We start from the raw sequence: 24,619 nt of genomic DNA, 5'->3' as shown, positions 1-24,619 counted from the left end.
ATCATCTAGATGGGTCAATTCATACCTCCGACTGGCACGGGATCACCGGTGTTGGGATCATTGTACGTACCCAGATTGCGCCCATTGATGAGTTCATTGGGAACAATGTCCTGGAACATCATTCCCACACTGCCGTCCGCGTAGGTACCGACGGCTTCCATGTGGAATCCGTCCGCCACGGTTCGGTTGCCCTGGTACCTGGGAGTGACCTTGTAGTAGACCGTCATGCCCGCTTTCAGCGCACTCTCGACATCCGTCTCATACTTGCGCATGTTTTTCTCGCCCTGAGTGGAGCCCTCCTGATAGGTGTTGGCTCCACGCGAGCACGTACTGAGGTTCCGCAGGTCGGTGCCCGAACCAGTCAGAGTGTCCGCCAGCAGATGGCAGGCGTTGATGTTTCTCCTCTTGGACAGACCGTGGAATGCGGCTGTCCGCCGCGCCCATTGATACCCGGGCGGCGCGACCTCCTTGACCTTGGTCGAAGTCCCTCGTGACTTGTTCTCCTTCACATACTGCTCAGTGAGACATGCCTCCATTCCCGTAGCTCGCCCACCCTTTGACTTGTCGTTCTTGCCCAGATTGAGCCAGCCGCTCGAGCCGGCTCCACAACCGCCGCGACCACGCGGAGTGAAGGGCTTCGGTGTCACCGCGTCGAAGAGTCGGTCGATCGCGGTGTCCAATGGGTTCTCATAGCCGAAGACCCAACTTCCGCCCTCGATGAGCAGGCCGGCCGGATTTCTCTTGACTCCGAATTTGGTGGCTTTCCGACCCCATTCACGCGCGGTGTCCACCAGATCGCCCACACTGAAGTGGCCATCGACTTCGATGAAACTGGTGGGATTGCCGCCGGTAAAGGCGTAGCGGTTTCCGGTGTACGGGTCGGACCCCAGGTCCATATCGGCGAGAGCACCGTTGTACATATCCCGGCTGGTGAACCGGTTCAGCCCCGGACTGTAGTCCCGGAAGCCCATGTCGTAGGTGCCAGATGAGGCATCCCAGCGCTTCGCGTTGTACCGGTAGGGGTTGTACGCCTCCTGTGCCGGGTTGGCGGCGTCCGGCCGGTCGATCCCGGTGAAGTCCTGGATGTCATCGGATCCGTAGGCCGTGTATCCGTAGGTCGCCTTGGTGTTGCCGTTCACGTCGGTGAGGGTTTCCACATCCGTGTGGCTGTTGTAGCCGTAGTAGGCGTCCTCGGTGGTGCCGTCGGCGTTGTGCTTCACCTGCGACAGGCGCTCACCCCAGGGGCTGTACTGATACGACTTGCGCAGTGCGCCCGCGACCTCTTCGTTGAGTACCTCGTCGGCCAGACCGAGGTAGGTGAAGTCAGTGGTCTTGGCGCCTTCCGTCTTCGAGGCCGTACGGTCGAGCGGGTCGAAGGAGTACCTGGTGGTCTCCATGGCTCCGGCCTGGTTCCGCTTCTGGGCCTCGACGACATGGTCGAAGCCGTCATAGACGCTGCGTTCCATGACCTGGCCGCCCCGGGTGACCGTGCTCTGCCGCCCGAAGGGATCGTAGGAGTAGACCGAGGTACTGCCGGACGCGGTGGCCGACACCAGCCGGTTGCGGTCGTAGGCGAAGGTGGTGGCTATGCCCTTGACCGTCTGGCTCACGACATTCGCGTTGTCGTCGTGCACATAGGTGTCGGTGCCCGCCCCGTGGCCGGTGCGTACCGACCGGGTCAACCGGTCGGCCGGGTCGTAGATGTAGTCCGTAGTTGATTCCAGGTAGGACGTATGGGCTTCGGCGTTCATCTTCTTCGCCACGTCCTGAGCCTTGTTGCCATTGGCGTCGTAGCCGTAGACATGCGAGGCCACCAGCGTCCCGTTGGCCTTCTTCTCCGTCTGCCCCTTGAGAGATCCGTTCAGATAGTAGGTGTGGTCGACGGTGTTCTGGTTGGCCTTGGTCTCCCTGAGCCTCAGCCCCCGGGGCGTGTAGGTGTACGAGGACTGCTTCGGCGCGGGGTCCGCCGCGGTGCGGCCCACCGAGACCGTGGCCACGAGGTCGCGCAGATCATAGGTGTAGGCGGAGTACTGATCGGGATGAGTGACATTGGCGGGCCGCCCGTTGACGTCGTACGTGTACGAGGTCGACTTCTTCTCCTGACCCGCGAGCGCCTCGGTCACCTTCCCCACCCTGTTCAGGGAGTTGTAGGCGATCGTATAGGCGTCGATCTTGGTGCCCGTCGAAGTGTCGTCGATCGATGTCATATTGCCGTTGACGTCATAGGCGTAGGCGAAGGAGCGCCTCTCGTCATCAGTCTCACCAGCGGTGTCGCGGACCAGTTTGACACCATCCGCGACTACCGTGCCCACGGTGTTCCGGAACAGCTGGAGCTTGGCCTGATTGCCATGGGTCAGAGGGAAGGAACCAAGTGAGACCCAGGTTCCGGCGCCCGTTGTCTGGTTCCGGGTTATGTCGGTGGTTGTGCCGTCGGTCTTGGTGAAGGTGTATTTGGCGGCGGTGGCCGCCCCGCTGACCGGCGGATACTTCACATAGGCGGTGTACGTGCCGCTCTTGGGCACGTCGAGGTTCCAGGTGAATGTCTCACTGCCGGTCCCCGCAGCTTGCGTCTGATGGTCATAGCCGTGCTGGCCGGTAGTGGTGGCCTTCGTCCAGACGCCCGTCGCGGAAGTGCTCTGGGTGTCGGAGTTGTCCACGACGACGACAGCGCTGCCGACCGGCACTCCGTCGTCCGTCTTGGTCTTCAGCTTTCCGTCCGGGAAGTACGACCAGCCCATGGTTCGCGTTGCGGTGCCGTTGGCCGAGGTGATGGTCCGGGCCGTCTGCTGGCCGAGCTCGTTGTAGTCGTACGAGGTGGAGATGTCCCAGGGGTCGATGGACTTCTTCATCCAGCCGTTGTCGTAGTACTCGTGGTCGGTGTCGTTGCGGACCGTCTGCCCCTCCGACGGCGGCAGGGACGTCCGTTTCACCCGGCCCACGGCGTCGTACACGGTTTCGGTGTAGACCCGCTGGTTGTACCGGGGGTCGGCCGGGTCGTAGGGCTGGTACTGGCGCACCGGCCGGTTCAGCGCGTCGTAAGTGGTCTCCGCGGCGAAGTCGTCCGGGGCTGAGGTGTTCACCCCACGCGGGGTGATCGTCTTGACGTTGTTGCCGACCTGGTCGTACTCGAACCTCGCGGTCCGGACCGTGGTGCCCTCGTAGGGAGCCCGGACCTCGGTCCGCGCACCGCGTTCGTCGTAGACGGTGTGGGTGGTGTTGTTCTCCTTGTCCGTGACTGAGGTGACCAGGGAGTCCTTGTCATAGGTCTGCGTGGTGGTATGGCCAGCCGCGTCCGTCGTGCCGACGACCCGGTGGTTGAGGTCGTAGGACCTCTTGGTGGTGAAGTCGTCGGGGTTCGGGGTGGCGGTCTTCTTCGGGTCGCGCATCGTGACGAGGTTGCCGACGTTGTCGTAGACGTACGAGATCGTGTCACCGGCCTGGTTGGCGACGCTCGTCAGCTGGTCGATCTTGTCGTAGGTGTTGACGGTCCGGTAGTCATCGGGATCCGTCGTGGTCAGGGCACCCTTGGGCTCCACGGCGGCAAGCAGATTGCCGACCTTGTCGTAGGTGTACAGGGACCGGCGGATCGGGGCGGTCGGGGTGTCCTGCGGCGCTGTGGCCTCGGTAATCTGATCGGCGGCGTCGTAGACCGCGGTGGAGACCGCGCCGGCCGGCGATGTCGAGATGGTGACGTTGTCGTTCGGGTCGTAGACGGGTGCGGGGGTGGTGATCACCACTCCGCCCTGCTGGTCCTTGGGCGCCTTGAGCACCAGGGGACGACCGTAGACGTCATAGGTCTGGGTGGTCTTGATGCCGAGCGCGTCGGTGACCTCCCGAGTACGGCCCACTTCGTCGTAGACGTAGGTCGTCGTCTTGTTGAGCGCGTCGGTGACGGTGGCCGGAAGGCCGTGCGCCCCGAAGCCGCCGTGGGTGGACACATTGCCGTTGGCGTCGGTCACCTTGGTCATCAGGCCATGTGCGTTGTACTCGTACTTGGTTGTGTAGTCGTCCGGTACGGACGGGGTGGCGATGCCCTTGGGGTCGGTGACCCTGGTCAGATTGCCGAAGGAATCGTAGGTAAACTGCCAGGCGCGGCCCTCCGCCGATGTCTTGCGGAAGAGATCGGCCGAGAAGCCGTCGACCCGGGTCTGGTACTCGTAGGTCGACGCGTTGGCCGGATAGACACCCGGAGCGCACTCTGCGGCCGAGGGCACACCGGTCTTGTTCTGCTCCGGCTCCCGCTTCCACAGCGGATAGCCGGTCTTCTGGTCGTAGCAGTACGCCGTCTTCGCGCCGTTGGCCTCCTCCAGCAGCACCACATTGTTGTCGGCGTCCCACGTCGATCTGGTGATCTGGGATTCGGCGTTGGTGTGCCGGATGCCCCGGCCGTGCCCGTCCGTCACATATCGGGAGACGCGCTGTTCGGAATCGGTGACGGTGGTATCGGTGCGGGTAGCGTCGGTCGCGTTGGGCGCGTAGGCGTAGCCGGTCGTGCCCTGGAGCCGGTCGGTGAGGGTCTTGGTACGCCAGTTGTCGATGACGGCGGTGCCCGCCCCGGGTACGTGGTAGGCCAGCGCCGTTCCATTGCCGCGCGGATCCTCGGCCCGGACGAGCTTCACATTGCGATCGCTCTGCGCCGTGTCGTAGGTGAAGGAAAAGACCTTGGGCTGGCTGGACCCTTCTCCGTCGGTGATCCGGCCGAGCATTCCCTTGGCGGTGTAGTGGAAGGACACCTTCCGCCCTGAGACGTCCGTTATGGACTTCACATGATCGTAGATTCGGGGGTTGGTGAGATTGGTGCCGGAGACCTTGGCACCGGCGTCATTGATGTACTCGTAGCTCGCGTCGCCCTTCTCCCAGTAGTCGATGGTGAGCGACTGCCGGTTGGCGGGATCGGTGACATAGACCAGGAACTTGATGGTCCGGTTGTTGGAGACCCGCTCCTCGTAGGCGAACTCCTGGCTGTTCCCGTTGTTGTCGACGGTCTCGGTGAGATAGCCGTCGCAGCCGAACCGGAAGCGGGTGCCGTCCGGCCGGGTGAGGGTCCAGGCGTCGGAGATCGAGTCCTGATCGGGAGTGCAGGTCAGACCGGTCTTCTTGACCAGCCGGTATTGGACGCCCGACGGCGCACGCCAACTGCCGTCCGACTGCCTCGTGAAGAGAAGTGAGGTGCCGTCGCCGTCCATGAGCCGGATCTCGGTCGGGTTGGCGCGCGGATGGAAGTCGAGCGGTGTGCCGAGCCTGATCGGCCCCGCCGCCTGGGCCGACCAGCCGTGTCCCAGGACCGTGTCCGAGGTGTCCTGCGAGTTGTAGGAGAACCGGGCGAAGGTGGTCAGACCGCGGCCCGGGTTGCTGAAGGCGTTGTAGGACCACACACTGTTGCCCGCGCCCAGATTGTTCATCAAGGTCGACCCGGCGCCGGTGTTCTTTCCGCTGTATGTGTAGAACTTCTCCAGGCCCAGGTGGTGGGCCTTCAGATCCTCGACGGCGACGTCCTGCCGGAGCGGCGGGATGCCGCCCGCGCCCGCCGAGAGCCAGCTGCCGTCGGAGACCTTGCGGATGTCCCAGTTGATGTAGTGCTCGGCGCGTTCATTGCCGGTGGTGGTGATGTCGGGGGATCTGATGGCCGCGGTCACGGTCGCCGACTTGCCGGGCAGCAGGGCCGGGATCGGGGTCCGCTTCTGGTTGGCCGTCGTGGTGACATCGGTGCCGTCGGGGAGTTTCCAGGTGTACGACAGCTCCCGCTCCCCGGCCGCCCACGCGGTGGAGGTGGTGTTGGTGACCGTGACGGCACCGGTGTAGTCGGTGTTCGTCGTCATCCGGTGCGGGGTGTGCGGCGCGTAGTACGTGTTCTCCGCCGTGGCGTCGACGTAGATCACCCGCAGCAGCGGGCGGAGCTGGGGGTCGCGGGCCCCGGCGGAGAGGAAGATGGAGCGTTCCTGCGGTCCGGTGGCCGACTCGTCGTGCAGTTTGACCAGGGCGCCCTTGTTGTTGGCGGGGGTCCGGACCCAGCTCTGGGTGATGCCGGTGACGTCCCACCAGTGACGGCCGAGGTCGGTGTTGAAGGAGGGCACGTAGTCGGCGACGGCGGACGAGTGATCACCGCCGGGTGCCGTCCACGCCGTGGTGGCGTTGGCGTTGTTCCAGGTGGCCGCGGTCTCGGTGAACTCCCGGGTGAGGCTGTGGACGTTGTAGCGCGCCTTGGCCGTGCCGGTGCGTTCGGTCTGGTTCCGCCAGAGGAACATCCGGCTTTCGAGGATGGTCGCCGTGGTCGGAATCGCGGTGGTCGGGAAGTCGATCACCGACCGGGTCTTGCCGTAGGTGGCGGAGTTGTTGCCGACGGTCAGCCAGTGCTGGCCGACCGCGCCCTGTTCGATGGTGTTGAGATTGGTGGTCGGCTGGGCCGACGACAGGGTGGTGTCGGTCTGTCCGGCCTGGATCAGCCGCATGGTGCGGCCCGCCTTGGGGATGGCGACCAGCCGCGTCGGCGAACCGAGGAGCTGTCCGTCCTTGGTTCTGACCGCGATCTGGTAGTAGTACACCTTCCCGATCTCCTCGGGATGGCTGTCCGGGGTGGGGACCGCGGTGGTGTCGGTGTACTGGGTCACCGTCCGGGCGACGGGCGCGATCCGGGTGGCGGACGAGGGGGTGAAGACCTGCTGCGTCGAGCGGTGCAACTGGTAGTCGACCAGATCGAGGTCCGGGTCCCCAGTGGTGTTGGTGTAGGCGGGCCAGGAGAGTTCGGGCCCGGTGGAGTGGATGACGGTCGGTGACCGCAGCGATGTGCCGACCTTGCCGAAGGTGACCGTCAGCCGGGGGATCGTGGAGGTCTCGCCGCCGTAGTCGAAGTCACCGGCCTCGTACGCGGGCCCGCCGAGCGGCGCGGTCGACGTCTCGTTCACGGCCTTGATCACAAAGCCGTGGTTGGCGGCGGTGCCGCTGACCCACTTCTGGACGGTGTCGGCGACGGCGAAGTTGTGCCAGGAGTTGTACTCGCCGATGTCCTTGCGGATCTGGGCCGCGTTCACCAGCCGTACGGCGTCGGCCATGGTCCGCTTGGCCGCGTCGCCCGTATCGCCGAGGACGATGTTGCCGGTATTGCCCTTGGTGAAGTCGATCTGGGTCGTGCCGAGTTGCCGCCAGCCCGCGGCCCCGGTGGACTGGTCGACCGTGTAGTTCTGGACGGGCTCGGCGGAGTTGATCCGGTACGGGGCGGCGGTGGCGCCGTCGGTCTGCGGCGTGGTGTACACCTCGACGCGGTAGTCGGCCGTCTCGTGCACCTGCGGCTGATAGGTGTACGACTCACCGGTCGCGGCGTTCTTGTTGTAGGTGTAGTCACCGCCGATACCGGTACCGGTGACCCGTGGCCATTCGCCGACCGCGGCCGTCCCGGGATCACCGTCGTCGAGCTGGACGGTGGTCGACGACTGCTCCCCCACCAGGGCGTTGGTGTTGTTCCAGTTGGCCGTCGCCTCGTCCCAGGCGCCGGTGGCCCGGCGGATCTCGACGTCCACATTGGTGGTGGCGGTGGTGTGGGTCTGGTCGTAGTAGAGACCGAGCCGGGCCGCGTCGATCTTGGAGCCGGCCGGGATCTCGTCCAGCGGGAACTTGATCAGGGAGCGGGCGATCCCGGTGGCGCTGGTCTTGCCCGCCGCCATCTCCCAGGTGCCGTTGAAGTTGGTGGTCGGCTGGTCCGAGCGGACCATCACGTCCTGGGAGACCGAGGCGGACGGGGCGATGGTGATGGTCGGGTCGATGACCACGGGGTACGCCCGCTCGGGCGCGGCCAGCCAGGCCGCGTCCGGGGTGAGGGCGAGCCGCCAGCCCTTGCCGTGCCGGGTGAGTTTCTGGGCCACCTTCGGGCTGAAGGACTTGCCGTACGGGGAGGTACGGTCCTTCCGGCTGTCGGTCATGAAGGCGGGCGGGATCACCAGGACCGGGGTGCCGGGGTCCTCGCCGAAGAGGGCGATCGAGCCGTCCCGGCGTTCGGTGGGCCGCAGGGTCCCGGCGTCGAGGGAGAAGACGTACGACACCGGTTTCGCGGGCCGCCTGGTGAGGGTGATGTTCTCCTTCACCCGCCCGGCGCCGACCTGGTACGAGACGTCCGCGCCACCGGCGAGGCCCTTGTAGGTGACGGTGTCGCCCTTGGCGGACGGCCGTACGCCGCGGGCCGCGTCCAGCAGTCCGAGGGTGACGGTCTCGCCGGTCGGGGCCTGGAAGCGGAGCAGCCGCCCCGGGTCCGTACCGAACCAGCTACGGGTGACGTTGGCCGTGTTGGCGAAGGCGAATCCCTTGTCCTTGGTCGCCTTCACGGTGGGGTCGACGGACTTCCAGGAAGCGCCGGATCGGTACGAGACGGGGGCGGCCGATAATTCGGCCTCGACCCGGCCGTCGGAAAGCTGCCAGAACCTGGCCTGTGGGGTCCTTCGCTCCGCCAGTTCCTTTATTCGCTTGGCGGGTGGCGCCTTCTTGCCCCGGGCCAGCTTTTCCCGGCTGGGTATCTCGATCTTCCCGCCGGTCGGGGGTTCGGCTCGTTTCGGCTTCTTCTCGTCATCGTCCGAGAACCAGCCCTTGACGGTACCGAACACGCCTTTTCCGTCATCCTTGCCCGAGGACGACGTCTGTGCGGCATGGGCCGCCTGAGGTAGCAAAGTGCCCGCGATCGCCGCTGCGACCAGGCAGGACACCCATCTTCCGTAGGGGTTCCTCACCTCACGTCCTTCCGTTCCGACGGCCCGCTCCGGCGCCGGAGCGGCGAAAAGCGGGCACGCCGAATGAGCTGGAGCGGAGTTTTCCGTCCAGCTGAAACCCTTTTCCACCGCACCGGGAGAAGGGAGTTGCGTTTCCATCCCGGCATGGCGGCGAAGAGTATCCGGCATATGCCCGACGACCTGTCAACCCTCTGGACATTTAGGGCAGTAGGTGGCTTCCGGAGCGGCGCATTGCCCTGGTTTCGCCCGGGGCTTTCACCTCGGCCGGGCCATGGTGTATATCCAGCGGGTCGACTGTCCGGGGATCCGGGAAAGGCGGGTGGCGGTCATTTCAGCCAGCAAAGTCCAGGAAGAGGAAGAGACGACACCGGAGCACATCGGCGCCTCGGAGGCGGCTGATGGCGGACCGGGGCGGGCGCCACGCGGCCGATGGTCGCGGCGCCGGTCGGGCGCGATCGCCGGAGCGCTGGCCCTGGTCTGCGCGACCGTCGCCTACGGCGTCTACGGGTCGTCCGGCGGGGGCGACTCGGGGGACGACCCGCCCGCCCGGGCGGTCCCGACGGTAGGGGTGACGTACGAGGTCACCGGGGAAGGACCGGCGGAGATCACCTTCCGCCCGGCGGGCGGCACGGCTCCGGCGACGGTGGTTCGCGACGCCGCCCTGCCCTGGCGGACCTCGGTCCGCCTGCCTGCCGGTACTCCCCCGACGGTCTCGATCGTCCTCGGTGAACGCGGCACCACGGCGACCTGCACGGTCACGGTCGGCGGCGAGCATGTCCAACGCGCCGTGGCGATGGGCAGTTACGGGCGTACGACCTGCGGCGGGGAGGGCGCGGCGGCGGGGCGGTGACGCGCGGGCGTGGCCGACGGGTGCGGGCCGGGCGGATCGGCGGTAAGCGTCGGCCCCCTCGGCTCCGCCGGAAGTACTGAGCAACTTGCGTTGACAACACCTATCAGTCAACCTAAGTTGCTCGTATGACGAGTGTGGAGGACGGCCTCGTATCGCACGATCCCGCCCGGCAGTTGGCCGCGGCGGTGGCACTGCGCCGCCTGGCCGATCAGCTGGAGGACGCCGCGGTGGAGCGGGCCATGCGAGCGGGCTGGAGCTGGCCGGATGTCGCCGAGGCACTGGGGGTGACCCGGCAGGCGGTCCACAAGAAGCACGCCAGAAGGCTGATCGCCCTCGGTGTCGAACTGAAGAGGAGGATGATGTGACCCGGCGGCAGTTCGACGTCTATGTCGAAACCGTGATCGAGTCCGGCGCCGACGAGGCCCGGCGGGCCGGATCGCCCACCGTCGAAGCCGAGCATCTGCTGCTGGCCGTCGCGACCGACCGGGAAAGCGCCGCCGGACGGCTGCTGGAAGCCGCCGGACTCGGCCGCGACGCCGTCCACCGGGCGCTGCGGGAGGAGTTCCGGGAGAGCCTGGCGGCGGCCGGAATCTCGATCGCCGATGAGGACCTGCCGCGCCCGTCGGCGTCGGCGAAGCCCCCTTCCCGGCTGGGCCAGTCCGCCAAACTGGCCCTGGAACGCGGCCTGGCGACGGCCGGCGGGCGAAGGGAACTGCACCCGCTCCATCTGCTTCTGGGGATCCTGCTGCTGGAGTTCGGCACCGTGCCCCGCGCCCTGTCGCTCGCCGGGGTCGACCGACCGGAGCTGCGCGCCCGCGTCGAGGCGTCGCTCGGCACGGAGGACGCCTCGTGAGGGCGCGTACCTCCGCCCCCGTACCAGGGTTACGAACCCGGGGCCGCGATACGGCACGAGGGGGTGGCCGATGACGGCCCGGACCGGAATCGCCCTGGAGGTGGACGGTCTCCGGATGCGCTACGGCAGCCGTGACGTCCTGGAGAATGTGTCGTTCCGGGCGTACCAGGGCGAGATCCTGGTGATGCTGGGCCCCAACGGGGCGGGGAAGACCAGCACGATCGAGATCCTGGAGGGATTCCGCAGGCGATCGGCGGGCCGGGTCCGGGTACTGGGTGTCGATCCCGAGGCCGGCGGCGAACTCTGGCGGTCCCGGATCGGAATCGTGCTCCAGTCCTGGCGGGACCACGCGAAGTGGCGGGTACGGGAGCTGCTCGCGCATCTGGCCACGTACTACACCTCCTACGCGGCCCCCGGGGTCCCGCGGCCCTGGAACGTCGCGGAGCTGATCGCCCGGGTGGGCCTCACGGACCACGCCGACCAGCGGATCCGGCTGCTCTCCGGCGGGCAGCGGCGCCGCCTCGATGTCGCCATCGGCCTGGTCGGCCGCCCGGAGCTGCTGTTTCTGGACGAACCCACGGTCGGCTTCGACCCGGAGGCCCGGCGGACGTTCCACGAACTGATCCTGGGTCCCGTCGCCGCCGACGGGACCACCGTCGTACTGACCACCCACGACCTGGCCGAGGCCGAGAAGCTCGCCGACCGGATCGTCGTCCTCGACCGGGGGCATGTCGTCGCCGACGGCTCGGCCGCGGAACTGGCCGAACGTTTCGCCGGTGCGGACGAGGTCCGCTGGACGCTGGACGGACGGCGGCATGCGCGGTCGGTCGCCGACTCCACCCGGTTCGTCCGGGAACTCTTCGAGCGGTACGGCCGGGCCGTCGGCGGGCTGGAGGTCAATCGGTCGTCGCTGGAGGACACCTATCTCTCCCTCGTCCGCCGGGCCGAGTCCCACCCGGCCGGAACCGGCGCCTTGGGGACGGAGGGGCGAGTGGGATGAACACCGTCACGATCGTGATACGTACCGGCCTCGCCCGGGGGCTGATCGAACTGCGCCAGGCGTTCGCGGGGTTCGAGCTGGTCAACCAGCTGCTGTGGCCGGTGGCGACCCTGGTGGCCGTCTTCTTCCTGCGCGACAGGGAGTTCGGGGACACCGGATTCGGGCTGGGCCTCCTGGCGATGCCGGGCGTTCTGGGGATGTTCATCGCCCTGGGTATGCTGCTGGTGATCCAGTACCTCGCCGCCGAACGCGAGGACGGCACCCTGCTCCGGGCCAGAACCCTCCCGTACGGCATCCACGGCTACTTCCTGGGCAAACTCGTCACCACCTCCGGCTCGACGCTGGTCTATCTGGCGATCCTCTTCGTCCCGGGCGCCTTCCTCGTCGACGGTCTGCAACTCGACGCGGGCTCCTGGCTCACCCTGGCGTGGGTCCTGGTACTGGGCCTCGCGGCCACCCAGTCCATCGGCGCGGCCCTGGGCGCCCTGGTCTCCGGCCCCCGGGCGGCGGGCGCGGTGTCGGTACCGGTGATGGCCCTGATCGGCGTCTCCGGCATCTTCTACCCGATCACCTCGTCGCCGGACTGGTTGCAGTGGACGGCCCAGGTGTTCCCGGTCTACTGGCTTGGGCTGGGCATGCGCTCCGCCCTGCTCCCCGACGACATGGCCGTGATCGAGATCGGAGAGTCCTGGCGGCGGGCGGAAACCCTGGGCGTACTCGGCGTTTGGGCCCTGGCCGGACTCGTCCTGGCTCCGATCGTCCTGCGCCGGATGGCACGCCGACAATCCGGCTCGAAGGTCGCGGAGTACCGCGAGAAGGCCCTTCAGCGAGTTGGATGAGGCCGACAAGGTTTACGCCGGGCCCGCGCCGGGGCCCGGTCGGGGAGTTTCAGCCTTATGGACCCCATCGACCATCGGCCCGGTCCGATACAGGTGGGGCCGGTCCGCGCTTCGATCCCGCCCGCGCCGGGCCCCGGGAACCCGGCTGACGGAGGAACGACTTCCGGCCACGGCCGGGGCCCGGGGCCGAGGGAGTGTCAGTGCCCGGCGTTACGGTCGTGGGCTCAGGCGAACAGGAGGAAGGACGGGGGACATGGGGTCCGATTTCGCCTCGGAATGGCGACAGTTGAAGGCCGACGCCCCATCGGTGAAAGTAGTGGAATCCGGCATATGTTGAGCAAGGACGAGGCACTTGCCGCAGCCAAGAGCTTCCTCGACGGCACCTATGCCAACGACCCCAAAGGCTGGGTCATGGTCGTGGTGGCCGAGCGCTCGTACCGCTACCGGGATGGCTGGATCGCTTACTTCAATACCCAGGAGGGTATCGACAGCGGTAACCACTGGGTCGGACCCATCTCCAAGATTCTGATCGTTCCCGACGAGGGTTCACCGTACTTCAGTCCCACCCACGCCACGTCCGAGCAGTTCCGGGAGTTCTGCGAGACGGGGATCTGGCCGGTCGCGTTGAGGATGCCGAGGTGACCCCCGTCGAAGCCGCCCATCACTGGCTCCAGCAGACCTATCGCGGGCCGGTCGAGCTCGCCGTCCCGCAGCCCGTCGCGCAGGACGGGGCCACCTGGTTGTTCGGCTGTCGAACGGTGGTGTTTCCGGGGCGGGCGGCGGGTCCGATGTTGGCCGCGTCCCTGGTCGTGCCCAAGGACGGCGGGGTGCCGTTTCATCCGGCGGCGGACGATCCGTTCGGGGACGCGGCCGCCTATCCCCGTACGCCGCCGGAGTTGCGGGCTCCGCAGGCGCGGGCTCGACGGCTGAACGCGCGCGGCTGGCTGTTCGCGGTGGAAACGGTCGCCCGGCTGCGGGGCGGGGACTGGCGGGACGCGATGGTCGACGCGGCCGTCGTCGTACCGAAGGGTGCTCAGCAGCCGTTTCTGCTGCCGAACGACGATCCGTGGGGCTACTTCGCCGCCTGGGACCGGGGGGACGCGGTGGGGCCGACGCCCGAGCCCGGTCCGGCGGCGTGGTTCGGGCCGACGCTCCGCAAGCTGGGTTCGGTGCTCTCCGTCTCGGAGCACCGGGATGTCGGGGAGGCGATGGCCGGGCTGTTCGCGCTGCCGCCCGGGGCGCGGGCCCTGGTCTGGTTGAGCCGGCTGGACGGGCGGGGGCGCTCGTCGACCGGGCTGCTGCTGACGGGGGTCCGCACACCGGACGGCGGGGCGGCGCTGCTCGACGGTTCGGCCCGGCCCCTGACCGACCTGCGCGGGCTGCGGGAGCACACGGTCCGGGTGATCCGCTACCGGTAGATAGTGCTGTGACCGGAAAGGTTCACCGGCCCGCGACGCCCGGCACGGCACTTCGCCGCGTTGTCGGACCACGCAAGTACGTCCAGTACGAGCCGTGGACCTCCGCCTTGCGACGCACCGCACCGAACGCCGCGGGCCCACGGCAAACCTTTCCGGTCACAGCACTAGCCGTAGGCCGGTTGCGGGGAGACCGCAAGGGAGAAGGAGTGACCCGCCGGGTCAGAGTAGAGGCGGACCTCGCGCGGGCCGCCGCGGTTCTCGGTGTCGACGGGGCGGGCGCCGAGGCCGATGAGTTCGCGTTCCGCCTCGTCGAGGTCGTCGCGGTCGACCAGGATCCGCAGATGGGACTGGAGGGAGTCCTCGGGCCGGGGCCAGCTCGGCGGGGCGTGGCCGGGGTCCCTGCGGATGGCCAGGTGGACGCCCCGGTGGCCGATGATCTCCACGAAGTCGGGGTCGTCGCCCCGGTGGATCTCGGCGTCGAGCAGGGCGGCGTAGAACTCCGCCAGCTCCAGGGGTTCCGCACAGTCCAGTACGAGCACACTCGTCTTCGTCACTGCCATGGGCCGCGTCTACCCGGGGAGGCGGCACGCACTCCTGTCCGGGCGGGACGGTTTCGGATCGGCGGCCGGTACGGGCGTTACGCCGGGTCCGGGCGGCCCTCGCCCGCCATGAAGCGCCACACCAGGCCGTGGCCGAGGAGGACCAGCAGGGAGAGCAGGATCGCCTCGGCCTGGATCGGGCGGAGCGAGATCGTGTCGGCGAGGGACGGGACGGTGCCCACGACGGCGACCAGGGCGTAGATCAGGGCCGCCGCGAGCTGCGGCAGGGCGAGATGGGCGAAGGCCCGGTCGCGGGCGGTCAGGGCGAGCAGCCGTAGTGTCGACGCGCAGCCGACCACCGCGATCACCACAAAGCTGACGCGCCAGATGCCGGGGGTCCTGACTCCGCCGACCTGGGCGAAGAGTCCCATCACCGCGGGGAGCAGAAACGACAGGTAGATACCGCCGACGACCCGGCGGACGGGGGGTACGCGGAGCCATTCGGCATGGCCCTGGACCACGTTCCACCAGAGGCCGACCAGGGTGAAGCACGTCGCGGAGAAGAGCGCGTAAAACGTACTGACGTCCACCGGGCGGTCCTCCCGCGTCGAGGACCGGGGGTGTCGTCGTCCTCGCCCGGTCCTTGGGTGCCGAGCGTCCCACGCCGGGGGCCCGGGGACCGGGGAGCGACACCCGCCCCGGGGCGGGCCGCGGGGTGCCGAGGCGGTGGTCGCCCCGACACCCCGGGCCGGTGTTACGGGGCCGAGCCCTCCATCGCCTCGCGGAGGCTGCGGGGGCGCATATCCGTCCAGTGCTCCTCCACATAGTCGAGGCAGCTCTGGCGGGATTCCTCCCCGAAGACGGTTCGCCAGCCGTCGGGGACGGGGGCGAACGCGGGCCACAGGGAGTGCTGGTCCTCGTCATTGACCAGGACGAGGAAGCGGCCGTCCTCGTCGTCGAACGGATTGGCGCTCATACGCGGGTTCCCTTCTGCGCGGACCGGGGCCGGACCGGACCGGGCTCGGCTCGGACCGGGTTCGGACTGGGCGCCGACGCCTCTCGCGCCGGGCGCCCGGCCGACGCGGGAGCCGTCGGCGATGGGGCAGCGGTACCCCGGCATGATCGCCGAGTCCGGGGTGCCCGGGCAAGATGTCGTACCCCTCGGGGACCGGGGAGCCCGGGTTTTGGCGGCGAATCCCCGAATTCACCTCCGGCGGGCGGCGTATGCGTTCCGGAATCATTTCGGAGTCCGCGATCTTCTTTACCGCATACATAACACCCAGGGAATACGGATAACCGGGTTTCGGGCCGCCGCGTCATCGGGCTCGGTCGGACTCGTACTCCGAAAATTCACCGCCAACCCGACATCTCGCCACACCCTCGACGGGCCTCACAACAGGGCTCCGCACGACAGTCGACAACCCGATCAGGGATGATTTCACGATTTCTTCACACCAAAATCACTCAACTGCCACCCCTGGAGCGATGATTTGGCAAAGGCTCCAGGGCTGTACGGCCCCCCACGGGTCGGGCGCGCCGCGCGGCGGAGGCGACCGACACGGACCATCATGTCCGATCCGGACCGTTTAGGGCCTATAGTGGCCAGCCTGACGTATAGGCCCTATAGTGGCCGCGGCGGGGGCCCTCGGTCGCCGCCGTGCCCCACCGCCCCGCCCCGGCGCCGCCGTTCACGCCGGAGCGCGTCCGAATGATCCGGTGCGATAGGGGCGGACGACGGCAAACGCGGGAGCCACCGAATAGGGGTTGACGCAGATGGGGGCAACTGGCAAATTCGGCAGCCAAGCGGTGGGAAGATCAACGCACGAGCCCGCGTTCTTCCCCCCGCTTTTTGCAATTCTCCGCACCGTGACGGCGAGACCGGTATTCGCGGGATTCCCCCGGATGGCGGTGGAACTGGCTCCGCGGGCCACGCGGTCCACTCCGAGGGAAGGGCAAGAACGTTGCACCGGACGATACGCAGACTCATGGTGGCGGTCGCCCACGGCGACGACGAGACCCTGGGGGCGGGCGGCACGCTGGCCCGCCTCGCCGACGAGGGTGTCCGGATCGGTCTGTGCGTTCTGACCGACGACGACGGTTCGCGGTCGGCACCGGGTTCCGGCCACGGGGTCACCTCCCGCCGGTCCGCCGTCGAGCAGGCGGCGAAGATCCTCGGGATCGAACGGGTCTCGGTCCACTCCTTCGGCGACAACCGGCTCGACACGGTGAGCCAGCTGGAGCTGAACCGGGTCTTCGAGCGGGAGTTCCGGGAGTTCGGCCCCGATACGGTCCTGACCACCAGTCTCAGCGACCTCAACTATGACCACCGGCTGGTCAGCCGGTGCGTCCGGGTGGCCGCGAGACCCGGTAAGGGGACCGTACGCGAGATCCGATGTTTCGAGGTCAGATCCGCCACCGATGTGGGTGAGGCGTCCGGGCTGCCCGTCTTCTCACCCCAGATCTGGCAGCCGCTGGAGCCGGTCCATCTGGAGCGGAAGCTGGAGGCGCTGCGCGCCTACGGCGACGAGGTCCAGGAGTGGCCCTCCCCGCGGAGCGAGCGGGGCACCCGCGCCCTGGCCGAATACCGGGGTTCCCAGGTGTCGGTACCGCTGGCCGAAGCGTTCGAGCTGGTCCGGGCGGTCCTCTAGTGCCGGGCGGAATCCCCGCCGGCGGCGCCGCGTCCGGTGTGCCGTAGGGGCGGATAAGGGTAGGAAGCGCGCGCGTCGGCTGCGTAGCATCCCCAAGGGAATTCCGGGGAACACCTGAGCGACAGCACAGGTCGTGTGCCGGACATTCGCCGGGAATCCGGGGTGCCATCCGCCCCGTTCCACGATGCGCGACCGGGCTGCGGATTCGCTTCGTATCGCCGTTCGCCGTATCACCCTTTCCTTCCGCACAGGACACTCCTTAGGCCCACACAGCGAATTCGGGTGGAATATGCTGAACACTTCTACCACCGAAAGACCTCTCGCCCTGCCGACGGCGCTGACCTCGGTCGCGGTCGTCGGGATGGGGTATGTCGGCCTGCCGACCGCGCTGGGCCTGTTAGAGGGCGGTGTGCGGGTCATCGGCATCGACCACAGCCCCGAGCGGCTGCGGGCGATCGAGACGCGCGATGTCGATCTGATCGAGGCGGACCACCGGCGCCTGGAGAAGGCGCTGTACCTGGACGGTTTCGAACTCACCGGTGATCCGGCCCGGTTGGCCGAGGCTGACGCGGTGATGGTGTGCGTACCGACGCCGGTGGACCGTTATCTGCTGCCCGATCTGGGGCCGCTGCGGTCGGCGTGCGAGGCGCTGGTACGGCACGCCCGGCCGGGCCAGACCCTGATCCTGACGTCGACCAGTTTCGTCGGCACCACCCGGCGGATGCTGGTGGAGCCGCTGGCGGCGCGTGGACTGACCGTCGGCGAGGACGTGCTGGTGGCGTCCAGCCCGGAGCGGATCGATCCGGGGAACTCCACCCACACCCAGCGGGAGACGCCCCGGGTGCTCGGCGGGGTCACCGAACGCTGCACCGCTTCGGCGGCCCGGGTGATCGAACTGCTCACCCCGGCCGTGCACCGGGTGGCCTCCCCCGAGGTCGCGGAGATGACGAAGCTCTACGAGAACACGTTCCGGGCCGTGAACATCGCGCTGGCCAACGAGTTCGCCGATATCTGCGCGGGTCTCGCCCTCGATCCGATCGAGGTCGTCGACGCCGCGCGGACCAAGCCGTACGGCTTCATGGCCTTCGACCCCGGCCCGGGGGTGGGGGGTCACTGCATCCCCTGCGATCCGCACTATCTGCTCTGGCAGTTGCGGGAGACCCGGACGGCCGCGCCGCTGGTGAACCAGGCGATGACCTCGATCGCGGAGCGGCCGCGCGGGGTGGTGGACCGGGCGCACGAGGTGCTCTCGGACGCGGGCCGGGGGCTGGGCGGGGCCCGGGTCCTGGTCGTCGGGGTCGCCTACAAGCCGGGTGTGCTGGACGTCCGTTCGTCCTCGGCGCTGGACATCATCGAGGATCTGAACCGGCGCGGCGCCCGGGTGGCGTACCACGATCCGCTGATTCCGACGCTGGCCCTGCCCGGCGGCGGGATGCTGGAGTCGGTGGCGCGGCCGGGCGACGGGGAGTGGGATCTGGTGCTGGTGCACACGGTCCATCCCGGACACGACTACGGCTGGATCGGCGACGGGACACTGGTGCTGGACGCCACCTACCGGTTCCGGTCGGCCGACGGCTCGAAGGCGGGGGCGACCCCGTGAGATTCCAGGACATCCACGGGGCACCGGCCCCGGAGAGGGGGCGGTCTTGCGCTGTCTGATCACCGGTGGCGCCGGTTTCATCGGCTCGCACCTGGCGGAGCATCTGCTCGGTCTGGGGCACGAGGTGGTGGTGCTGGACGATCTGAGTACGGGCCGGGAGGAGAATCTCGCCGGGCTGCCGGGCCGGGAGCGGCTGCGGCTGGTCCGGGGTTCCGTACTGGACGCCGACGCCGTCGAGGGCTGTATGGCCGGGGTGGACGCGATCTACCATCTGGCCGCCGCCGTCGGGGTGTTCACCATCATGGGCCGCACGCTGGAGAGCCTGCGGACCAACCTCGGCGGTACCGAGACGGTACTGGAGGCGGCCCGGCGGCACGGGGTGCCGATCCTGGTGGCCTCGACGAGTGAGGTCTACGGGAAGAACACGGCGATCGGGCTGACCGAGGACGCCGACCGGATCGTCGGATCGCCGCTGCTGAACCGCTGGTCGTACGCCGAGGCGAAGGCGCTGGACGAGACCCTGGCCTATCTGTACGGCGTCGAGTACGGCGTCCGTACGGTCATCGTCCGGCTCTTCAACACGGTCGGGCCGCGGCAGAGCGGCCGGTACGGGATGGTGGTGCCGCGGTTCGTCCAGCAGTCGCTGGCCGGCGAGCCGATCACCGTCTTCGGCGACGGCCAGCAGGTGCGCTGCTTCTGCCATGTGCTGGACGTCGTACCGGCGTTGGTGGCGTTGTTGGCGGACGAGGGGGCACACGGCACCGTGTACAACCTCGGCAATCCCGAGCAGACCAGTATCGGCGAACTCGCCGAGCGGGTCCGGGCGGCGACGGGTTCACGGAGCCCGATCGTCAAGGTGCCGTACGAGGAGGCGTACGGGCCCGGTTTCGAGGACATGGAGCGTCGAGTACCCGACTGCACCAGGGCGTTCGAGCGGATCGGCTTCCGGCCGACCCGTTCGCTGGACACCATCCTGCGATCCGTGATCCAGGAATACCGGTGACGGCAGTGGCGGTTGGGGCGTACGCGGCGGCGGGGACTACGGACCCCCGCGAGCAAGGCGACACTCCGGCCGCCACTCAAGCGGTCGAACTTTCACAGCATTTCGGAAAGTTTCCCACCGGGCATTAGGTTAATGACGGGTACAACTGTGACAAAGGCTCTGATATGGTACCAGCGCGGTAACTAACGGAAACGAGGGGTGATACGCGGATCATCCCTCGATCAGTACGGGGGCATAGACGTATGGCATCCGTTCGAAGTACCCAACTTCACATAGCGCCTGACGGCGCGAAGAAATATTTGTGGAAACAATTTCAGCAGAGTTCCGCCGGGGCCGGTCGATTGATCATGGTCAGCGGCGGTATCGCCAGTGGTAAGACGGTTCTCCAGGAGGAGTTGCTCGACGAGGCGGCCGGAGCGGGGGCGCTGACCCTCAGCGCGACCGGCGCGCGCGACGAGCAGCACATCGGGGCGGCCGTCATCGATCAGCTGCTGACGAACTCGTCCCTACCCATCGACACCCCGTCCACCTTCGCCTGGCCGGGCAGCGGCGCCGCTGCCGTCCCCGACGGGCCCGACGAGTACGCGGGGGCCCGGCTCGTCCGGGACGTCTGCGACACCCTGTTGGGGCTCGCCAGGACGCAGCCCATCGTGATCGGCGTCGACGATCTGCACTTCGCCGACGAGACATCGCTCAAGCTGCTCTCACAGCTCCAGCGCCGGATCCGGCGCACCCGGCTGATGATCGTGCTGACCCAGCCGGACTGGCAGCACTCGCCGACCCGGCTCAGCAGCTACTTCGCCCGGCAGCCCCGGTTCCAGGCGGTACGGCTCGCGCCGCTGCCGCCGCGCTCCATCGCCCGGCTCCTCCAGGAGGCGCCGGAGGGGCCGGCCGATCCGGCGGCGGACGAGGCCGCGAGCCGGATCCACGCCCTGAGCGCCGGCAATCCGCTCCTGGTCCACGCGCTCGCCGAGGACTACCGGGAGAGCGGCGAACGCCGTCAGGTGGCGGCGGGCCCGGCGTACAGCGCGGCCGTGCACTCCCTGCTGGAGCGGCCCGACACCCAACTGCTGGACGTCGCGTCGGCGGTGGCCGTACTGGGCCGCCACTGCAGCGACGGCCGGCTGATCGCCGAGCTGACCGGGATCGACCCGGACACGGTGACCGCCCTGCTGGGCGCACTCCAGCAGGCCGGGCTGCTGGCGGACGGCGCGTTCCGGCACCCGGCGGCGGGCACGGCCGTCCTCAATGTGCTCACGCCCTCCGACCGGACCCGGCTGCACGCCGACGCGGCGGAGCTGAAGTACCGGGCGGCGGCCACGGCGACCGATGTGGCGACTCATCTGATCACCGCGGCGGACGCCTCGGCGACCTGGTCCGTACCGCTGCTGCGGACGGCCGCGGAGCAGGCGATGACCGCCGACGACGTACAGTTCGCCACCCAGTGCCTGGAGCTGGCGCTCAAGGTGACGGACGACGAGCAGGAGCGCCGGTCGCTGCGCCAGTCCATCGCCCGGAGCCTGTTCCGGGTGAACCCGTCGGCGGTGAACCCCTACGCGGCACCGCTGCGGGAGGCCGTGCTCGACGGGGTCTCCGACCACGCCGACTGTTTCGCCGTGATGCGGCACGCCCTGTGGCAGGGGGACCGGCAGACCTTCGTCCGGGTGCGGACGGCGCTGCTGGACACCGGTGAGCCGGTGGATCCGCAGACCATGGTCGAACTCGACCTGGCCTACCGCTGGCACTTCGGGCCCCGGCCCGAGACGCCCGGCGACCCCGGCGCGAAGGGCGCCGGGGAGCGGCCGGGGGCGGAGGCCGGGACAGCGTCGGCGGCCCCGCAGCGGGCCACTCCCTGGAGCCATACGGCGGACACCCTGCTGCGGATGTGGCGGCAGCGGGGCGACGGGGCGACGATCGCCGGCGCGGAGCGGATCCTGCGCAACTGCCGGCTGGGCGACACCGCCCTGGAGGCGATCGCCATGGCCATCTCGGCGCTGGTCAGGGCCGGGAGGGTGGACAGTGCCGAACGGTGGTGCGTCACCCTCAGCCGGGAGGCGCACCAGCGTTCCGCGGTCACCTGGGAGGCGATGCTGGTCGCGCTGCGGGCCGATATCGTGCTCCGGCGCGGCGATGTGTCGTGCGCGGAGGACCGGGCCCGGGCCGCTCTCGACATGCTGGGCGACCAGAACTGGGGCACGTCGATCGTCCACCCCCTCTCCACCCTGCTGATGGCGAATATCGCCGCCGGGAATCTGGAGGAGGCGGCCAGGACGCTGAAGCGGCCGGTGCCGGCCGCCGCCCTGAACACCCTGGGCGGACTCCAGTACCTGCGGGCGTGGGGCCACTTCCATCTGGCGACCAACCGGCCGCTGGCCGCGGTCAGCCTGTTCCAGCGGTGCCAGCAGATCACCCGCGACTGGGAGCAGGAGGCGGCGCCCCTGGTGCCCTGGCGCAGTGATCTCGCCGAGGCCAATCTCCAGCTGGGGAATGTGGCGATGGCCCGCGATCTGGCCCGGCAGCAGGTGAAGCTGGCGGTCGACACCGATCCGTACGCCTGCGGTCTGGCGCTGCGGGTGCTGGCGATGGCGGCGGCGCCGCAGGAGTCGGCGGGCATCTCCGGCCGGGCGGCCACGTACTTCCGCGAGGCCGGTCACCAACTGGAGCTGGACCGGACGTTGAAGCTGCTGGACCGGGCCAGGCCCGCGGTCCAGGGCGGTGCCGACCGGGCGGTGGCGGCCCGGCGCGAGGGCGACCGGCCGGTACGGGTGCCGTCGGTGCCCGAGCAGCGCCGGATGATGGTGCCCCGCGCCCCGGGCCGGGAGCTGATGGTCAGAACGGCACCGGTGGCCGGGAGAGCCGACGTCCCGGTCCGGGAGCCCGAGCGGGTCCGGGACCGGGAGGCCGAACGCGACCGGCCGGAGCCGGGCGAGAGCACCGTACTGAGCGAGGCGGAACTGCGCGTGGCCCATCTCGCCGCCCTGGGCCACACCAACCGGCAGATCAGCAGCGCCCTGTTCATCACCGTGAGCACGGTCGAACAGCATCTGACCCGGGCCTACCGGAAACTCGGCATCAGCGGGCGCAGCGCGCTGGCGAACAAGCTGAGTCTGCGTGAGCCCGAGCTCGCGGCGAAGAACGGAGGCGGTTTCTAGCCCGCGTCCCGTCGCGGCCGGTTCCCCGGGAGGGGCCGGGCGGTGGTACGCGGGTACGGCACGGCGGCGTCCCCCGGGTTCAGGGCCGGGGGGACGCCGTTGTCGTGTCCGGGACCGGACGAGCCGCGACCGGGCCGGGTGTGAGCGGTCTGCGGGCGGGCGGAGAAGAAAGGGGGTGGATTCGGCCCGGAATCGGGCTTCGTCAGGGGTTTTAGGGGCCGTCATAGGGGTACGGCCGCCGCTAGGATTTCGGATGTTCCGCATTCGAGGTCACCCTGTGAGGCGAACATGAGTCGGGAAGTCTTCACCCTCGCCCAGAATCCGGTGGAAAGGCTCCATGAATTCCTTCTGGTCGGCGCCCGGCTGACGCCGGACAAACCGGCGGTCGTGGAATTCTCCGGAGCCGAGCCGGGCATTATCAGTTATCGCCAGCTGGCGTGCCGGGCCGAGGAGTACGCGGTGGTGCTCCGCGGTCTCGGGCTGGACATCGGCGACCGGGTCGTCCTGGAGTCGGACACCTCCGCGTCCGCGATCGCGGCCCTGCTGGCGTGCTCGTCGCTGGGGCTGCCGTTCGTGCCGGTGACCCCGGAGACGCCCGCCAAGCGGCTGCTCTCCGTGGTCGACACCGTCTCCCCCGCCCTCTATCTGCAGGCCGACGGGGGCCGCCGCGAGGGGATACCGGAGTCCGTGGGCACCGGGCGGTTCGGGCCGGGCGGGCTGGTGATCGAACGGGCGCCCCGGCCGGGCCCGGGGTTCCGCCGCGAGGTCGCCCCGGCCGACCCGGCGTACATGGTCTTCACCTCGGGCAGTACCGGCCGGCCCAAGGGCGTCGTGATGAGCCATCGGGCGATCCTCTCGTTCTACCGGGGGATGCTCTCGCAGGGCATCGTCGGGCCGGAGAGCCGGGTCGCGTCCACGGCTCCGTTCCAGTTCGACTTCTCCCTGCTGGACATCGGGCTGGCCCTGGGCAGCGGGGCGACCGTGGTCCCGGTGCCGCGGGCGCTGCTGCGCTGGCCGCGCCGGTTCGTCCGCTTCCTGCGGGACTCGGAGGCCACCCAGGTCAACGGCGCCCCCTCCATCTGGCGGGGCGCGCTCCGGCACGAGCGGGAGGAGCTGGCGGTTCTCGGCGACCGGATCGAGGGGGTGCTCTTCTCCGGCGAGCCGTTCCCGCTGCCGGAGGTGCGGGCCCTTCAGGAGGCGCTGCCGCTGGCCCGGATCGTCAACTGCTTCGGCAGTACGGAGTCGGTGGCGGCGTCCTTCACGAACGTGCCGCGGCCCGTGCCGGAGGGGCTGACGAAGCTCTCCATCGGCCGGGCGCATCCGGGGGCGGAGATGATGCTGCTGGACGAGGCCGGCGTCCCGGTCACCGAGCCGGGCGTGACCGGCCATATCCATCTCCGCAGCGGTTCCCTGTTCACCGGGTACTGGGGCGATCCGGAGGCCACGGCGCGGGCGCTGGTCGCCGATCCGACGAATCCGCTGACGGGTCAGACGGTCTTCCGGACCGGCGATCTGGGGCACCGGGGCGCGGACGGCGAGCTGTACTTCGACGGGCGGGCCGACTCGCAGGTGAAGATCCGGGGCAACCGGGTCGAGCTGACGGAGGTGGAGCGCCGGGTCGCGGAGTTCACCGGGGTGGCGGCGGCGAGCGCCGTACTGCTGCCGGTCGAGGGGGCGGATCCGGTGCTGGCGGTCTTCGTGGAGCTGTCGCCGGGGGCGGAGTTCGACGAGATGGAGTTGGGCGCTTTCTGTCTGGAGGAGCTGCCGGACTACATGGCGCCGCAGCGGATCCACGTACTCGACGCGCTGCCGCTCAACCAGAACGGCAAGGTGGACCGTCCGGCGCTGGTGGAGCTGCTGTCCCGGGAGCTGAGCCCTTCGCCGTGAGGCGGCGGGCGGTCCGGGGAAGTACGACGGCGCCCGCCCACCCCGCCCCGGCGGGGCCCGGGGCGGCGGGCGCCGAGGAGTGTAGAATCGTGGGGTGTTAGGGGGCGGGGGGTTAGGAT

General features: G+C 69.0%; 16 protein-coding genes. 12 read left to right on the top strand and 4 right to left on the bottom strand.

Annotation, left to right across the window (positions count from 1 at the left end; all coding sequences use genetic code 11):
* Positions 1–14: 14 nt before the first annotated feature.
* Positions 15–8,588, bottom strand: a complete 8,574-nt coding sequence (locus AB0G74_RS20870; RefSeq protein WP_361148339.1) for a DNRLRE domain-containing protein — start codon at positions 8,586–8,588, stop codon at positions 15–17.
* Positions 8,589–9,030: 442 nt separating this feature from the next.
* Here AB0G74_RS20870 and AB0G74_RS20865 point away from each other — a divergent pair, with 442 nt between their 5' ends.
* The 7 genes from AB0G74_RS20865 to AB0G74_RS20835 all read left to right on the top strand — a co-directional run bounded on the left by AB0G74_RS20865 (position 9,031) and on the right by AB0G74_RS20835 (position 13,671).
* On the top strand, positions 9,031–9,561 hold the full coding sequence (locus tag AB0G74_RS20865; RefSeq protein WP_361148337.1) for a hypothetical protein: 531 nt from the start codon (positions 9,031–9,033) through the stop codon (positions 9,559–9,561).
* Between the two features lie 125 nt (positions 9,562–9,686).
* The gene (locus tag AB0G74_RS20860; RefSeq protein WP_358826882.1) at positions 9,687–9,926 is read left to right on the top strand and encodes a hypothetical protein; all 240 of its coding nucleotides are present in this window, start codon (positions 9,687–9,689) and stop codon (positions 9,924–9,926) included.
* Positions 9,923–10,414, top strand: a complete 492-nt coding sequence (locus tag AB0G74_RS20855) for a Clp protease N-terminal domain-containing protein (protein WP_361148334.1) — start codon at positions 9,923–9,925, stop codon at positions 10,412–10,414. The genes AB0G74_RS20860 and AB0G74_RS20855 overlap by 4 nt, the downstream gene beginning before the upstream one ends.
* Positions 10,415–10,484: 70 nt before the next feature.
* Positions 10,485–11,414: an ABC transporter ATP-binding protein gene (locus AB0G74_RS20850; protein WP_361148332.1), complete on the top strand. Its 930-nt coding sequence runs from the start codon at positions 10,485–10,487 to the stop codon at positions 11,412–11,414.
* Complete coding sequence (locus AB0G74_RS20845; protein WP_361148330.1) at positions 11,411–12,253, top strand: ABC transporter permease; 843 nt, start codon at positions 11,411–11,413, stop codon at positions 12,251–12,253. Before AB0G74_RS20850 ends, AB0G74_RS20845 begins: the two co-directional genes overlap by 4 nt.
* A 330-nt stretch (positions 12,254–12,583) precedes the next feature.
* Positions 12,584–12,895 (top strand): YrhB domain-containing protein, encoded by a 312-nt coding sequence (locus AB0G74_RS20840; RefSeq protein WP_361148328.1) that lies wholly within the window; start codon positions 12,584–12,586, stop codon positions 12,893–12,895.
* Positions 12,892–13,671 carry a YrhB domain-containing protein gene (locus AB0G74_RS20835; protein ID WP_361148326.1) on the top strand — a complete coding sequence of 260 codons (780 nt, stop codon included), beginning with the start codon at positions 12,892–12,894 and terminating at the stop codon, positions 13,669–13,671. Before AB0G74_RS20840 ends, AB0G74_RS20835 begins: the two co-directional genes overlap by 4 nt.
* 164 nt (positions 13,672–13,835) lie before the next feature.
* Here AB0G74_RS20835 and AB0G74_RS20830 read toward each other — a convergent pair whose 3' ends face one another.
* From AB0G74_RS20830 to AB0G74_RS20820, 3 genes are all read right to left on the bottom strand, one after another.
* Entirely contained in the window at positions 13,836–14,231 is a 396-nt protein-coding gene (locus tag AB0G74_RS20830; protein WP_361148324.1) for a VOC family protein, read from the bottom strand.
* Between the two features lie 77 nt (positions 14,232–14,308).
* Positions 14,309–14,800, bottom strand: coding sequence for a hypothetical protein (locus AB0G74_RS20825; protein ID WP_361148322.1), 492 nt, complete (start codon positions 14,798–14,800; stop codon positions 14,309–14,311).
* A 164-nt stretch (positions 14,801–14,964) separates the two neighbouring features.
* Complete coding sequence (locus AB0G74_RS20820; RefSeq protein WP_361148320.1) at positions 14,965–15,186, bottom strand: MbtH family protein; 222 nt, start codon at positions 15,184–15,186, stop codon at positions 14,965–14,967.
* 985 nt (positions 15,187–16,171) lie between these two features.
* On the opposite strand from AB0G74_RS20820, the gene AB0G74_RS20815 reads away from it, so the two are divergent.
* The 5 genes from AB0G74_RS20815 to AB0G74_RS20795 all read left to right on the top strand — a co-directional run bounded on the left by AB0G74_RS20815 (position 16,172) and on the right by AB0G74_RS20795 (position 24,500).
* Positions 16,172–16,858, top strand: a complete 687-nt coding sequence (locus tag AB0G74_RS20815) for a PIG-L family deacetylase (RefSeq protein ID WP_361148318.1) — start codon at positions 16,172–16,174, stop codon at positions 16,856–16,858.
* Positions 16,859–17,147: 289 nt separating this feature from the next.
* The gene (locus tag AB0G74_RS20810) at positions 17,148–18,458 is read left to right on the top strand and encodes a nucleotide sugar dehydrogenase (RefSeq protein ID WP_361148316.1); all 1,311 of its coding nucleotides are present in this window, start codon (positions 17,148–17,150) and stop codon (positions 18,456–18,458) included.
* A 46-nt stretch (positions 18,459–18,504) separates the two neighbouring features.
* Positions 18,505–19,461, top strand: coding sequence for an NAD-dependent epimerase/dehydratase family protein (locus tag AB0G74_RS20805; RefSeq protein WP_361148314.1), 957 nt, complete (start codon positions 18,505–18,507; stop codon positions 19,459–19,461).
* A gap of 347 nt (positions 19,462–19,808) precedes the next feature.
* Positions 19,809–22,613, top strand: coding sequence for an AAA family ATPase (locus tag AB0G74_RS20800; protein ID WP_361148421.1), 2,805 nt, complete (start codon positions 19,809–19,811; stop codon positions 22,611–22,613).
* A 288-nt stretch (positions 22,614–22,901) separates the two neighbouring features.
* Positions 22,902–24,500, top strand: coding sequence for a D-alanine--poly(phosphoribitol) ligase (locus AB0G74_RS20795; RefSeq protein ID WP_361148311.1), 1,599 nt, complete (start codon positions 22,902–22,904; stop codon positions 24,498–24,500).
* Positions 24,501–24,619: the final 119 nt, after the last annotated feature.

The sequence above is a fragment of the Streptomyces sp. NPDC020875 genome (assembly GCF_040641415.1).
Lineage (GTDB): Bacteria > Actinomycetota > Actinomycetes > Streptomycetales > Streptomycetaceae > Streptomyces.
The sequence above is the reverse complement of the archived record's forward strand: the minus strand, read 5'-3'. Positions and strand labels throughout refer to the sequence as shown.